Here is a 14,895-nt window from a genome sequence, read left to right on the forward strand (position 1 = left end):
GTTGCCTCTTGCTGCATGCCACTGAATTCCTGCTTATCTGATAATTCTGACAAAATATACACCGAAGATTGCAGTGTTCATAAAATACGCTGAATATTCCCGTCGATAACCGGCCCGTCCCCTTTATGCAAACATATCGATGTAACCGCAAATAAACCATCGACTCTACAGTACCCTCCGCCGGCCGAACGTATCGCCCCGCACCCCCTCGCGCAGAGGCTGTATGGCGAACGCTCGCCATAATACTGAATGCCATTACACATTATGAACGCCGTTCATCGGATTTCGCATAAAGCAAAAAAAATATTACTTGATAAAATAATTTCTTGAAATAATACGGATAACTATTATGTTCTGCGAATGCATCGTTATGATGCATTGTACATCCTATCAATAGAATATGGTCGACTGTTGACTCGATCAATTGGTGATGCCTCATTTTTTATAAAGATGTCCCCTTATCGCATACGGTAATATAACAATTTGTTATATTACCACAACAATTTGATATATCATTGTTCCGTCGCTGAAAATGGCCCACGTATATCTGCACACTATATGCGACTGTTGCACCATCTTTTCATTATCGAACCATTTATGAGGGCACAATGACAGAAGAAACCCTGGAAGGCAAATTCCGTCGCAAAAAACGCAAGAAGTCGTTCATGCAATTTGACGAGATCACGCTCTCCGAGCTTATTGCAATTTCCAACGAACCCTTTCTGGTAGAAGGTACAGTCCTATCCACAAGCGGTACTCATTTCCATGGACCGATGGGAGGATTCAATGAATTCTCCCCTGTCCAGGACTTCCCTTTACTGCCTGATGAAGACATCCAGTGATCACCTGATAAAAAAGCGATCCCCATTACTGTAAAGGAATTCCTCCTCCACCAGTTCCGCAAGCGCCGTGCGTACCGCGTGGGAGTCGAAGCCGATTAGCGCGGTTAACGCCGGTGCCGTAATGCCGGAATTGCCGACGACTCAAGCGGGGTCAGAGCCTCCGAGCGGATGTCCGGAAAAGCCGTAATAAACTCGTCGAACTTCTTCGCGACCCTGTCCGACTGCGTCTGCTGGAGCATGATTTCGGATGCAAGTACATGATAAGGGGTCAGAGCCTCACTTCCCATGCCGCGCATAGTACCTATACACAAGCCCCCTGAAGGCCGAGATCGCCTCCGCATCCAGGACCCTGTCACGGACAATCCCCGCCAGTATGCTTTCATCCTCGATATTGATTTCGTGTCGCATCCCTTCCCTAAACGTTGAACCTGAAGCTTATGATATCGCCGTCTTCAACTATGTACTCCCTGCCCATTACATGAAACCGCCCGGCTTTTTTTACCGCATCCTCGCTTTTCAACTCGCGAATATCCGGATATTTCATCACCTCGGCCCGGATGAATCCGCGCTGCATGTCCGTGTGAATGGCGCCGGCCGCCTCCGGCGCGCCGGATCCCGCCCTGATCAGCCATTGCCTTACTTCGTCATCACCCACGGTAAAAAAGGAAATAAGGCCGAGCGAGCGCATGCACAGCCGCGAAAGAAGGTTAACCGCCGGCTCCCCGATTCCCGCTTCCCTCATAAACTCGGCCCGCTCCTCCGCGGACTCCAGCGCGGCGATCTGTGACTCGAGTTCCGCGGAAATCTGCATGACCTCCATTCCGTAATCGCGATACCGGTCCGTCATGCGCGCCACCGCGTCGCCGCTTGAAATGTCCGACTCGGAGACGTTCAGCGCGAGTATCATTTTTTTCAGAGTAATAAAGGGATAGCTTGCTATCAGCCTGCGATCGTCCTCCTCGATTTCGAGCAGGCGCAGCGGCAGGTTCTTTTCGAGGTGCCCGCGGAACCGGCCGAGAATGGCCTCCTCCCGCCGGGCATGCTCTTCCATACCCTTCTTTTTTGCTTTCTCAAGCCGTTCGAATCTTTTTTCGATAAAGAGAAGATCGTGCAGGATGAGCTCCGCGTTCACCGAATCGACGTCGCGTTCGGCACTGACGCTGCCGCTCACATGATACACCGCATCATTATCGAAAGCCCTCACCACATGGCAGAGTGCGTCGACATCGGCGATATCCTTGAACACAGCACCCTCCCTGATGGATGCCGCCTCGAGCCTGGGGAGAAGGTCGATGTTGATGCGCGCACGGACGGTTTTCTTGGGATTGTAAAGGCCTGCCAGCACATCAAACCGCGGGTCGAATATCTCAGCCACCCCCGTCATGCTTTTTGACGCGTCTGACCCCGAATGCGATGACTTCATTCCGGCGAGCAGTTGAAATAACTTCTTTTTGCCCGTCTGAGGTAATCCTATGATCCCGACTTTCATTTTTCCGTTTCCTGTGATTAGAGTGCCTGTTATGCCGGGAATCCGGGCCTCTCCGCGCCTGCTGCGAAGGAAACTTTCCATTTCCATGGCATAGAACAACGTCATTGATAATCGTGAACAAATTACAGTCGCAACGACCGGACATGGAGCACGCACGCCCCATGCTCAGGAAGGCCTGGCCGCGAAGAAAAGGCGATGCGTTACGCTTTTTTCGAGGTCATAGAGCTCGTTAAGATGGGGCGCAATTCCCGAGTCACGATGCATATTCGACTTCACCATCTGAATCAGACCCCGAAGCAACAAGAGGTCCGAACGCCGGTTTAGCTGCCCGTCCTCCACAAGTTTTTTTAAATACTCGAACTGGTACTTGCGCAGGTTTACCTGAAGGAAAAAATTCACACCGTATATCTTCAATATCCGCTGCAACGGATAGCTGTTACTCTTCGATACGAAATCCTCATATTGCTTCGTATCTATGGCCCGCGATACCGGCTTGACCTTGCCGGACCGGGTGCTTCCGGTCCCGGGCGTCGCCGCCGGGCCCCGGCTCTTCTCAAGACTTGCCGGAAAATTTGCGTTTTGCATCTCGCTGGCGAAGTGTTGTTCCTTCCATTCGTCTGTAAATTCGCCGAAGTTCTTCTCGAGCAGGCGTTCAAACTCATCCAGCATGATCGCCTTGTTGGCAAGCTGGCCGACGATGGTATTGTTCAGACTTCGCATCATCGGGAAAATCTCCTTGACGATCTGGCGGAACAGATGGCGCTTATGGAACTGCCTCTCGTATTCCACCATCAGCTCACTCTGGAAATAATTTTTCAGGCGACGAACTATTGTGATGTTGGTGACGACATAGCCCTCCACCCGCGGCACGTCCTTTGCGCCGTCTTCGGCCACTATTTCCATCGAAAAGATCCTGTGGGAGCTCAGCAGCACCCCGAGGGCCCTTCTGACGAAATCGGCATCCACGCCCAGTGAAGAGGTCACGTACTTGATAAAGTCATCGGAATGAGGAATGGCGCGCATCCCAACAACCGCGTTCTGCTTGTTTATTTCCTGGAAGATTTCCTCTACGATATCGAGCGCCATTCCCCGTTCACCCTCAACCCGCCGAAAACGGCGGGGCCTTGAAAATTATTAGATTTTTTAATTGACACAGAAAGCTCTTTTCAGTCGTAGTAATCCCACAAGGTGAACCGGGGTGTTAGCTCAGCTTGGTTAGAGTGCCTGCCTGTCACGCAGGAGGTCGCGAGTTCGAGTCTCGTACACCCCGCACGGTTACCGGTAAAAAGAACCCTCACTGGGGGTTCTTTTTTTATCCCCCGGTCCTCGACATCTGTCTATTACGGACTATCGCCATACACCCATCCCCCGCCTCCAGGGGGTCGCCCAGTCGGTGCGCTTCGGGCTTGGAATGGACAGCGGCGGCAATAATATCATTCAACGGCCTGTCGCCTTCGTTTTTCCGAAGTGCCGTTTTCAAATCGAACTCCATCGGCGAATGAAGGCAGGTCTTCAGCATCCCGTCGCATGTCAGCCGCAGCCGGTTGCAGCGCGAACAGAACTTATGCGTCATTGGCGGAATCACTCCGATCCTGATATCGCCGAATGTTCCGCGTAAATTATACATCTGCGCCACGCTGGTATCATTGTCATGATTTCGCATGAGATCACCCCTGGACCGCAAATACTCGACCAGTCTGTCCGAGGGCACAAACCGCGGGGCGTCATAGACGTCATCGAAAGGCATCCTCTCAATAAACCGGAGTGTAACGTTTTTCCCGGCGAAAAATTTTATATAATCATCCAGCTCAACGAGCGATTCCTCGTGCAGCACCATATTGATTTTCAGGTCGAAAAACCGGCTCCCGATCGCCCGGGCAATATTCCCGATGACCCGATCGAACTCGTCCCGACCCGTTATCGCCCGGTACCTTTCGGCCGACATGGTGTCCAGGCTGATATTGAGCTTGCGTACACCGAAACGCCGGAGGCCGTCGAGCGCTTCATCCAGCAGAATGCCGTTTGTCGTAAGGCACAGTTCCATGTCCGGGTGGTTCCGCCTTACCTGCTCCACTATTGCCATAAAGCCTTTGCGGACAAGCGGCTCCCCTCCGGTAAAACGGACCTTGCGCACTCCGAACCCGGCGAAAACACCGATAAGATGTATGAACTCCTCGATTCGGAGCACCTCCTCATGAGGCAGAAACTCGACGCCTCCCGGCGGCATGCAGTATATGCAGCGCAGGTTGCATTTATCCGTCACCGAGACCCGGAGATAGTCAAGCCGACGGTTGTATATATCGGTCAGCATTTCACATCCTTTATCGAGCACCCGAACCCGGGGACATACTCGCCGCTGTCAATCACTCTATCACTAAAACAGGACATTTCAAGCATCGGCAGCGCCCTCCCGTTCATCTCGCCCCCTCTTGCGTACGCCGGAAGGGCCGGCGCCGCGTCCACGGCCGCAGTTCCAACGACGGCAAAGGCCGCGTCCCGAACCCCCGGGTCGTAATTGCGTTACATCTCTTCGACGGTCGCGTTCCCGCCGCCGGGAGCCCGCAACTGTTCCCGTGGCCCGGATAGATCTCCGCGTTCGCCGTCCACGAAGAGCAGTATAGCGAGTGTCCGGTTTCCCCGCCGCGATTATAACAGGAACCCTGGATTATCGCAATCTTTAAAACGGCGAAGGCCGTGCCGTAATAATTTTCATCCACCGGATTTCCGATGCTTCAAAAGCGCAACGAAGGTGGCGCCTGTGTTACGAAAAGGATCGAGCGGAACCGCCATCGCTTTTTATTAATTACCGGCCTCGGAGTAGAGGAGGTTCTTTCTAAAATAGTCGTTGTTTGACTCAAGAAGGCAGGCCCTCGAATACATGTCGAAAGACTCCTCCTTCCGCCCGAACACCTCGTAGACTATGCCGAGGTTATTGTATGGCGCGGCCATCGAATCATCTTCCTTTATCGCCTCCAGGAAGAGGTTCCTTGCCTCATTGAAGCGTCCTTCAAGCGCGTGCTCGATCCCTTTTCTGTTTATCACTGCCGCAGGAGAGGATGAGCGCACATCGGCGAACCGCTTGATGGTATAGACGCTCCGGGTACTTTTATCATTCGCCGCGCGCGCCTCCGCCGGCCCTGCCTCTTTTCCCGCGAACAGGAGCGCGGCGTCCGCGCGATGCTCGATCCGTATCGCATGGTATCGATAGCAGGACAAGCATGCGAGGGCCAGCGCAATCGCCAGCGCCGCGCTACAGGCCCGGGCGGACCGGTTCGGTATGCCGCTCGATCGCTTTCGCACAGTTCAGTATTTTCTTTTCCTCGAAATGGCTTGCCATTATCTGAAGGCCTATGGGCAACCCCGACTCGTCGCGACCTATCGGCACACTCATGCCGGGAATCGCCGCGAGGTTCGCCGATATGGTAAGGATGTCCGAAACATACATCTCCAGCGGATCATCCACCTTCTCACCGAGGGCGAAAGCCGTCGTAGTGGTGACCGGGCTCAGGATGCAGTCGACCTTCGAGAACGCCTTTTGAAAATCCTTGATTACGAGGGTCCGCCCCTTCAGCGCCTTAAGATAATAAGCGTCGTAGTATCCCGAGCTGAGCGCGTAGGTCCCCAGGATTATTCTGCGCTTCACCTCCTTTCCGAATCCCTCGTTTCGGGTTTTGCGGTAGAGCTCGGCGAGCGCGCCTATCCCGGGCGGGCGGTAACCGTAGCGTATTCCGTCATAACGCGCAAGGTTCGAAGACGCTTCGGCCGTTGCGATCAGATAGTAAATCGGTATGGCGTATTCCGTATATTGCAGCGATATCGGCTCGATCTTCGCCCCCATCGCCTCGAGTTCTTTGACTTTCGATAAAATCGCTTCTTTAACCCCGGGCGCTATTTCTATAAAATACTCATCGGGAAGCCCGATTACCATTCCCGCGACGTTTCCGTCAAGCGTGTCCGGCGTGAAATCCACGGCGCGTTCTATCGACGTCGAATCCGCCGGGTCGCCGCCGGCGATCACTCCGAGCAGCAGCGCGGCATCGTCGACCGTACGCGCGAAAGTACCGATCTGATCGAGCGACGAGGCGAACGCAACCAGCCCATAGCGAGAGACCCTGCCGTAGGTGGGCTTTATGCCCGCCACGCCGCAAAACGACGCCGGCTGGCGGATCGAGCCGCCCGTATCCGAACCGAGTGCGGCAGGGGCCATCATCGCGGCCACCGCCGCCGCGGACCCGCCGGAACTCCCCCCCGGCACGCGGTTTTCATCGTGGGGATTTTTGGTAATGCCGAAGAAGGACGTTTCGGTGGTGGATCCCATGGCGAATTCGTCCATATTCGTCTTGCCGAGTGTTACGAAGCCGCTCTGGCGAAGCCTGCGATAAACCGTGGCATCGTACGGGGGAACGAAATCGCGAAGTATGCCCGATCCACAGGTGGTGCGCAGGCCCGCGGTACAGATGTTGTCCTTGACGGCAATCGGAACCCCGTCCCACGCCGAGAGCGCGTTCCCCTTCCCCCGGCGTTCATCCGATTCTCCGGCCTCCCTCAGCGTGCGGGCCTCGTCCACCGTAATGTAGGCGTTTATCGCTCCGTTTTGCGAGCCGATCCGCGCAAGGTATTCTTTCGCGATCTCGACCGCCGAAACCTTGCCGTCCGCCAGCAGCGCTGCCAGCTCGCCAATAGTTTTCTCTACCAGCATCCCGTTCCTCCATGGCCCGCGCGGGCGCCAATTAAAAATGGTATGGCAGCGCGCTGTACAAGGGTCAATGATTTTTTCAGGCCGTAAAACCCCGTCGTTAATTATTATTGACTTTAGACCACGACTGGTCTACCTTACACTTTAATGGTGGCGCTCGGCCGCCATTCTAATTTAACAGTCCATTTGCGCATCTATATCCAGCAATGCCGGGAGCAGACCGACGCCATGTTCAACAAAAAGCGTAAAATCACCCTCATCGCCATTACCGTAATTGCGTTCGTTTTCGGATGTTTCAGCCGAACCGACGGCGTAAAACAGACCGATATAAAGCCGCTGGTCGGGGTTTTTCTGTCGAAACACGTCCGCTATCAGAGTCTCGACCAGGAGCTGTCCAGAAAAACTATGAGCAACCTGCTCAACTTCATCGACCCGGGAAAGTTCTACTTCTATAAAAGCGATGTCGCCGGTTTCATTACCCACGAGAACAAGCTCGGCGAGTACATAGAAAGCGGTAAATACGGGATTGTCTTCGAAATTTTCGCACTCTACAAAAAACGCTTTGATGAGAGCATGACGCTCTTTAACGACCTCCTCGCGCTCGACTACGATTTCAACAAGGACGAATACGTTGCCGTAGACCGGGAAAAGATCGATTATCCCGCCAGCCCCTCGGAGATGCGGGAGCGCTGGAGGAAGAACATCAAGCTTCAGCTCCTCAACTATCTCACCACCGTCAAGGACGTCAACGAGGCCAAGGAAAAGCTTCGCAACAAGAACCGTCTCAGCAAGAAACGCGTCGACGAGATCAACGAGAGCAAGATGATCTCGACGTTCGTCAATGCTTTTTCAACTGCCCTCGATCCCCACTCGAATTACCTGTCCCAGGAAGATCATGAGGATTTCATGATCCAGACCAAGCTGAAACTCGAGGGAATCGGCGTGATACTCCGATCGGAGGACGGTTTCGCTCTTGTCGAGTCCATAATTCCCGGGGGGGCCGCAGCGAAGCTCCCGACGGCCCTGCAGCTTAAGCCAAATGACAAGATCGTAGCCGTCGCCCAGAAAGACAGCGAATCGGTTGATGTTATCGACATGGACCTGCGCGATGTCGTAAACCTGATCCGGGGCAAATCGGGCACCACGGTCAAGCTCACCATTTTCCGAAAGGCCGACGAAAGCCAGAAGCCCGTGCGAATGCAGATACCCATAGTGCGCGAGGAGATCAAGCTCGAAGACCGCGCGGCCAAATCGGACATTTACATCATGAAAAAAGACGGCCGGGAAATTAAAATAGGCTATATTAAACTGCCCACATTCTACCTCGATTTCGACGCAGCGCAGAAAAACGACCCCGCCGGAAAGAGTTCATCAATCGATGTTATACGCGAGATAAACAAGCTCTCGAACCTCAATATCGGCGCAATGGTGGTCGACCTCAGGGGGAATCCCGGAGGGGCGCTGACGGAGGCGGTCAACGTCGCGGGTCTTTTTATCGACCAGGGACCCGTGGTTAAAATAGTCTATAACACCCGGAGGATGGAAGTCCTGAGCGACGATGATCCCGGCATCTATTACGACGGGCCGCTTGTGGTGCTTATCGACCGATTCAGCGCGAGCGCGTCGGAGATTTTCGCGGGGGCCATCAAAGACTATCGCAGGGGAATAGTGCTCGGACCCACGGCCACCTTCGGCAAGGGATCGGTGCAGGAATACAACCAGCTCCCTTCCAAAAAAGGCGCAGTTAAAATCACCACCGCGCTTTTCTACCAGCCCGGTGGAACCTCGAACCAGCTTACGGGTATCGCTCCCGATATCATCATCCCCGACATCAGCGCGGCATGGGACATCGGCGAGGCGAAGCTTCGCAATCCACTCACATGGGAGAAAATACCCAGCGCCAGCTTCGTCCCATACCGCAACTATCTGAACAGGGAGATAATCGGAGCGCTCCAGGAACAATCCAAAAGAAGGGTCGCCGGGATGAAAGAATTCGCCGACCTGAACGAAAGGATAGCATCCCTGAAAAAGCTGCTTGCCACAAAGGAGATCAGCCTGAAAGAAGAGTCCAACATCGAAAAGCACAAGGTTCGCGATATGGAAAAACAGCTTAAACGGGAAAATAACGACAAGGTCATCGATATAAATAACGACCTTTTCCTCGGGGAGGCTTTCAATATCACTGCGGAGTACATCGAGCGCATTCAGTAATTGGCACCGTTGATTGCTCCGCACCTTTCTTTGCGCGGAGCAATCGCCGAATCCGCCATCCTGAAAGTTTACCGTGCCCCGGAAAACCGCCGGGGCACATTCGTCTATACTAATATTTTGCCCGGTACGCGATATAGTGCTTGCCATACGACAGCAGATGGCGACAGGGTAAGTAAATGAAACATTGTTTTCAAGCCGCCGGCAATTCCGGAAAGTGGGACGGCTGGCACAGTGTAGCTCGGAGGCGACATTGTTAAACAAATCGTTCGAGCTCGAATCATATCTCAAGGAACACAGCATACGATGCAGGCTCGTTATACCGGCGACCAAATAAGAAAATGTGCATAACGCCGCCTTTACCGCGCATAGAATCGGCAACTCCGACCCCACCCTTATCGGCAGCGAACGGACTATTCGCGGACTCGCCGAGGAAAAAATACGACCTGTCTGAAATCAGCATTATAAACTGGGAAAACACCACCGAGGCGGCCATCCGGTCGGTACGAATGGTGCGCGAAGCAAGCGTCGATCTCTCAGATAAAACATAATAGACAGGGGAATTCCTGCAATCATCCAGCATTGAACACTACAGACAGGAGCGGAGTGAAACATCATGCCCGAACCAAGAATACTCGCCATCAATCCGGGATCAACCTCCACCAAGGTCGCCGTATACGAGGGAGAATCCCCCTTATTTATTAAAAATATTAAACATGCCACCGGGGAACTCTGTGCCTTCTCGGACATGGCCGAACAGTACCACTTCAGAAAAGAAATAATACTTGCCGAACTCGCCGCCGCCGGCATTGAACCCTCATCGCTTTCGGCTATCGTCGGCAGAGGCGGGCTTCTCAAACCGATAGCATCCGGCGTTTACTTCGTAAACGAATCCGTCATACTTGCGCTCCGCGAAGGCCTGAAATTTTCACAGCACGCAAGCAACCTCGCCGGGCTTATCGCCGACGACATCGCGCGCGGTCTTCCCGATACGGTCGCATACATTGCCGATCCGCCCGTGGTTGACGAAATGGACGACATCGCGCGCATCACGGGACACCCCCTTTTCGAGCGCAAATCGCGCTTTCACGCCCTTAACCAGAAAGCCGTGGCACGCAGGCACGCCAGGGCCATCGGCGGGGCCTACGAAGAACTGAATCTCATTATCGCGCACATGGGCGGAGGCACATCGATCGGCGCCCACCGCAGGGGGATGATCGTCGATGTAAACGACGCCTTCGACGGCGAAGGGCCCTTTACCCCCGAACGAAGCGGAACGCTGCCCGCGGGCGACCTTGCCCGGCTCTGTTTCAGCGGCGACTACACTTACGACGAAGTAAGAAAAATGCTGACCGGCAAAGGCGGTCTCACGGCTTACTTCGGAACCAACGATGCCCATGAGATTGAAAAGATGGGCGCCGCCGGCGACTCCCGCGCTCGGCTTATCATGGACGCGATGGCCTACCAGGTCTCGAAGGAAATCGGAGCGATGTTTACCGTGCTCAAGGGCGATGTCGACGCGATCATTCTGACGGGAGGGATCGCCTTCAACAAGCGCACGAACGACGCCATAATCGAACGGGTGGGCAGGCTCGCCCCCGTTTCGATTTATCCCGGCGAAGACGAGATGGAAACCCTGGCCCTGAACGGCCTTATGGTCGTCAGGGGAGAGGTCATGGCGAAGGAGTATCGGTAGCGGCCAGATACGCCGACAGGACCCTCCCGGCGCCCTCCGAATCCACCACTATCGGATCCACTCCCGTTCTCATCAGCCGAATCCGCAGGGACTCGATCTCCTCGAGCATAATTTCATCCATCGTGTCGCGGAGGAAAACGACCATTCCAATTCCGTAATTTTTAAGGTCCCGGTAAAACAGGTCAAACCGCTCCCGGGGCGGTCGCAGCGACGGACATAAGGGCCGATAGCTCAGAGCGTCAAGCATTTCGTAATATAGATTCCGCGACGCGGGGTTATGCGATACATCAAACTGCCGGCGCCCGTTGCAGCTGTCATCCTCGGAAACCACGCAACCCGCCCGTTCGATATCGTCCAGTACATCCGCCCCGCGGATTAAACCTCCCCGCACCAGAACCGTCCTTCCGACCGGCGCCACGTCCGATGCGGGGCAAGCATTGAGTGCATCAAGCATCCCCGCCAACGCTTCCGTCACCACGGCCGGCGGCAACGCCCCCGCCGCCTCGAATACCATCATTAGGTTGCTGGGCAAAAGCGCGTCCCGCCGCGTATGCCGGACCGAGGCTATACCCCTGGCCAGCCTCCGAACCGCGTCGTACTTGGCCACGGCAATGGCCAGTCGTTCGGGGTCCATCTGATCGATATTTTTGAAACCGAGCCTTTGTAAAAGAGAATCGAGAGAATGATGCAACGCAATCGCCGCATCCTCCCCATACCCGTGCGGATGCGAGAATTGGATGATCCGCCCCGTATTCAATTCAAGGGCCGGTCTGTACGCCGCACAGCCTTCCGGTACGATAACGCAATCGCAGATTTGAAGCGCTGCCGCAATCCGGTCCTCGGGTGAAACGGTTGAACCGCCTTCCGTAACGAGTATCGGCACACGAAGGGCCTCAACTCCGAACGCCGCGAGTATCTCCCGGGGCAGCGCGTCGCATACGGTCCCGACAAGCCTGTTTTCCGTTCTTACAGCATGGCCCCGTGCGATCGTCCCCCACTGGCCGAGTTGTTCGCGCATAGATTCCAGAAACCGGTCCATCCGCCTTCCCAATGTTCCGACTGAATTCTGACAAGCCATTACCCTCGTCTCGACCACTGAATCATCTCAGCGTCCCTATCGGGGTCAAATAAAAAATACGCCCAATTCATGAAAATGATTTGATGTATTACCCGGATTCGCCCAACCATTGTAGTCATGGCTCCCGCCGGAGCATCAAGCCTTCTTCCCAGGAGCACGCAATGCGCCAGTTCCCACGAAAAAAAAGCAGCGCCGCGCCCTATCTCTCGATTCTTCTTCCCCTGTACAACGAGGAAGATAATATCAAACTCCAGTACGACGAAATCGTACGAGCGGTCGACTCTCTCAAGGTCACCTACGAAATACTCTTCGTCGATGACGGCAGCACCGACAGGTCTTTTGAGGTTCTGTCATCAATCGCGAGCCGCGACCGCAGGGTGAAGCTCATCCAGTTTCGCCGCAATTTCGGCCAGACCGCGGCGATGGCGGCGGGCATCAACCATTCAAGAGGTGAGATTCTTATATTCATGGATTCTGATCTGCAAAACGATCCCCGCGACATAGCAAGGCTCCTGGAAAAAATCCGCGAGGGCTACGACGTTGTAAGCGGCTGGCGTAAAAACAGAAAGGACAACCTGTTTATTCGGACCATCCCATCGCGTATCGCCAACAGGCTCATTTCGCGGGTCAGCGGAGTACGCCTTCACGACCTTGGCTGCTCGCTCAAGGCCTACCGGGGAGAGGTGCTCCGACAGGTCAAATTATACGGAGAAATGCACCGCTTTATCCCTATCCACGCCTCATGGGTGGGGGCTTCCATAACCGAAATACCGGTTAATCACAATCCTCGCCGCTTCGGCAAATCCAAATACGGTATCGTACGCACCTTCAAGGTAATCCTCGACCTTTTTACGGTCAAGTTCATGGGCTCATTCTCGACCAAACCGATCTATATCTTCGGAGGGGCCGCTATCATCCTTTTCTCCGGCAGCCTGTTGAGCGGCACGGCGGTCATCCTCATGAAGCTTTTACTGGGCCACAGCATGATACGAAATCCACTCCTGCTTCTTACGGTGATGCTCATAATACTGGGTACCATGTTCATCCTGCTCGGCCTGCTGGCCGAAATATCAATTCGAACCTATCACGAGTCCCAGTCAATGCCGCCCTACCGTATCAAGAAAACCATCAACATCGATCAGGCGGCTCTGCGTTAATCCCTGACACCATGGCGCGCACAAAAAGAGAGGGGCCTCGGGGCCCCTCTCTGTGCGTTTTCTGTACGCTGACGGCTTAGTACATGCCGCCCATGCCGCCCATGCCGCCGGGAGGCATCGCCGGTCCGCCCTTGTTATCCTCGGGCTTGTCGGTTATGAGCACTTCGGTGGTCGCGAGCATGCTGGCGATGGATGCAGCGTTCTGCAGCGCCGAACGGACAACCTTCGCCGGGTCGATAATGCCGGCCTTTATAAGGTCTTCCCATACCATCGTGTTGGCGTTGAACCCGATACCCTGCTTCTCGCCCTTGGCTTTCTCCACGATTACGGAGCCTTCAACGCCCGCGTTGTTCGCAATCTGGCGCATGGGGTCCTCAACGGCCTTCGCGATGATCTCGGCGCCGATCTTCTCATCGCCATCGAGCTTGCCGAGCATGCCTTTTATGACCTTCTGGGCGTACAGGAGCACCAGTCCGCCGCCGGCGACGATCCCTTCTTCAACAGCCGAACGGGTGGCGGAAAGCGCGTCCTCAACGCGCGCCTTCTTCTCCTTGAGCTCCATCTCGGTCGCCGCACCCACGTTAATGACCGCAACGCCGCCGGCGAGTTTCGCAAGGCGCTCCTGGAGCTTCTCCTTGTCGTACTCGGAAGTGGTATCGTCGATCTGCTTCTTTATAACGCTGATTCGGCCCTGTACTTCTTTCTGATTGCCGCCGCCCTCGATGATCGTGGTGTTTTCCTTGTCGATGATGATCTTTTTCGCCTTTCCGAGCATGTCCACCGTGGTATTCTCGAGCTTGAGGCCCAGATCCTCGGATACGACCTGACCGGCGGTAAGAACCGCGATATCCTCAAGCATCGCTTTGCGCCTGTCGCCAAAACCGGGAGCCTTGACGGCCACGCAGCTTATGGTCTTGCGGAGCGTGTTGACCACGATGGTGGCAAGGGCCTCACCCTCAACCTCTTCGGCGATTATCAGGAGTGGCTTGCCCGCCTGCGCAACCTTCTCAAGCACGGGAAGAAGGTCTTTCATCGTCGCGATTTTCTTGTCATGAATGAGGATGTACGCGTTTTCGAGTACCGCTTCCATGTTTTCGGGGTTGTTGACCATGTAAGGCGAGATATAGCCGCGGTCGAACTGCATGCCCTCGACAACCTCCAGGTTTGTGTCAATGGACTTCGCTTCTTCAACGGTGATGACGCCGTCCTTGCCGACCTTCTCCATCGCTTCGGCGATGAGGTCGCCGATCTCGGTGTCGTTGTTCGCGGAAATCGACGCCACCTGCGCGATCTCCTTTTTGTCCTTTATCTCGCGCGCGGTATCGGCGATGAATTTCACGGTCGCCTCGACCGCCTTGTCCATGCCGCGCTTGAGGCTCATCGGGTTCGCGCCCGCGGTAACGTTCTTAAGCGCTTCGCGATAGATCGCCACAGCGAGAATAGTCGCGGTGGTGGTACCGTCGCCGGCCACGTCATTGGTCTTGGTGGCGACCTCCTTCACCATCTGCGCTCCCATGTTCGCAAAGCTGTCTTCCAGCTCTATTTCCTTGGCAACGGTGACTCCGTCCTTGGTTATAGTCGGAGATCCGAACTTTTTGTCGATAACGACATTCCGGCCCCGGGGCCCGAGCGTGACCCTAACCGCGTCGCTGAGCTTTATGACCCCCTCCAGAATGGAGCGCCGAGCTTCTTCGTTGTACTGCAACAGTTTCGCCATAATTCAACCTTC

At 54.8% G+C, this 14,895-nt stretch carries 12 protein-coding genes and 1 tRNA gene; 5 read left to right on the forward strand and 8 right to left on the reverse strand.

The genetic code is table 11. The features are described 5' to 3' along the window. The first annotated feature begins 608 nt into the window (after positions 1–608). Positions 609–842 carry a hypothetical protein gene (locus VLM75_13100; protein ID HSV97853.1) on the forward strand — a complete coding sequence of 78 codons (234 nt, stop codon included), beginning with the start codon at positions 609–611 and terminating at the stop codon, positions 840–842. 276 nt (positions 843–1,118) lie between these two features. Here VLM75_13100 and VLM75_13105 read toward each other — a convergent pair whose 3' ends face one another. The 3 genes from VLM75_13105 to VLM75_13115 all read right to left on the reverse strand — a co-directional run bounded on the left by VLM75_13105 (position 1,119) and on the right by VLM75_13115 (position 3,417). Continuing rightward, positions 1,119–1,250, reverse strand: coding sequence for a hypothetical protein (locus tag VLM75_13105; GenBank protein ID HSV97854.1), 132 nt, complete (start codon positions 1,248–1,250; stop codon positions 1,119–1,121). A 7-nt stretch (positions 1,251–1,257) separates the two neighbouring features. Continuing rightward, positions 1,258–2,331 carry a DUF933 domain-containing protein gene (locus tag VLM75_13110; GenBank protein HSV97855.1) on the reverse strand — a complete coding sequence of 358 codons (1,074 nt, stop codon included), beginning with the start codon at positions 2,329–2,331 and terminating at the stop codon, positions 1,258–1,260. Positions 2,332–2,496: 165 nt separating this feature from the next. Continuing rightward, the gene (locus tag VLM75_13115) at positions 2,497–3,417 is read right to left on the reverse strand and encodes a hypothetical protein (GenBank protein ID HSV97856.1); all 921 of its coding nucleotides are present in this window, start codon (positions 3,415–3,417) and stop codon (positions 2,497–2,499) included. 109 nt (positions 3,418–3,526) lie between these two features. Between VLM75_13115 and VLM75_13120 the strand changes: the two genes are divergently transcribed. Further along, positions 3,527–3,601, forward strand: a tRNA-Asp gene (locus tag VLM75_13120). Between the two features lie 42 nt (positions 3,602–3,643). On the opposite strand, the gene moaA is transcribed toward VLM75_13120, so the two are convergent. The 3 genes from moaA to gatA form a co-directional block, all read right to left on the reverse strand. Next, a complete protein-coding gene (gene moaA, locus VLM75_13125; GenBank protein HSV97857.1) occupies positions 3,644–4,642 on the reverse strand; it encodes a GTP 3',8-cyclase MoaA in 999 nt (332 codons plus the stop codon). A 488-nt stretch (positions 4,643–5,130) separates the two neighbouring features. Beyond that, positions 5,131–5,631, reverse strand: coding sequence for a hypothetical protein (locus tag VLM75_13130; protein ID HSV97858.1), 501 nt, complete (start codon positions 5,629–5,631; stop codon positions 5,131–5,133). Beyond that, entirely contained in the window at positions 5,582–7,030 is a 1,449-nt protein-coding gene (gatA, locus tag VLM75_13135) for an Asp-tRNA(Asn)/Glu-tRNA(Gln) amidotransferase subunit GatA (protein HSV97859.1), read from the reverse strand. Before gatA ends, VLM75_13130 begins: the two co-directional genes overlap by 50 nt. Positions 7,031–7,255: 225 nt before the next feature. On the opposite strand from gatA, the gene VLM75_13140 reads away from it, so the two are divergent. Both VLM75_13140 and buk read left to right on the forward strand, forming a co-directional pair. Then, entirely contained in the window at positions 7,256–9,238 is a 1,983-nt protein-coding gene (locus VLM75_13140) for a carboxy terminal-processing peptidase (protein HSV97860.1), read from the forward strand. Positions 9,239–9,851: 613 nt separating this feature from the next. Then, positions 9,852–10,931, forward strand: coding sequence for a butyrate kinase (gene buk / locus VLM75_13145; protein ID HSV97861.1), 1,080 nt, complete (start codon positions 9,852–9,854; stop codon positions 10,929–10,931). Here the strand turns inward: buk and VLM75_13150 are convergent. Further along, positions 10,909–11,970 (reverse strand): 2-hydroxyacyl-CoA dehydratase family protein, encoded by a 1,062-nt coding sequence (locus VLM75_13150; GenBank protein ID HSV97862.1) that lies wholly within the window; start codon positions 11,968–11,970, stop codon positions 10,909–10,911. The genes buk and VLM75_13150 overlap by 23 nt on opposite strands. Before the next feature lie 200 nt (positions 11,971–12,170). Between VLM75_13150 and VLM75_13155 the strand changes: the two genes are divergently transcribed. Continuing rightward, positions 12,171–13,166: a glycosyltransferase family 2 protein gene (locus VLM75_13155; protein HSV97863.1), complete on the forward strand. Its 996-nt coding sequence runs from the start codon at positions 12,171–12,173 to the stop codon at positions 13,164–13,166. A 76-nt stretch (positions 13,167–13,242) separates the two neighbouring features. Here the strand turns inward: VLM75_13155 and groL are convergent, their stop codons facing one another. Beyond that, positions 13,243–14,883 carry a chaperonin GroEL gene (gene groL, locus VLM75_13160; protein HSV97864.1) on the reverse strand — a complete coding sequence of 547 codons (1,641 nt, stop codon included), beginning with the start codon at positions 14,881–14,883 and terminating at the stop codon, positions 13,243–13,245. Positions 14,884–14,895: the final 12 nt, after the last annotated feature.

The organism is Spirochaetota bacterium, from assembly GCA_035477215.1.
Classification (GTDB): Bacteria; Spirochaetota; UBA4802; order UBA4802; family UBA5368; genus MVZN01.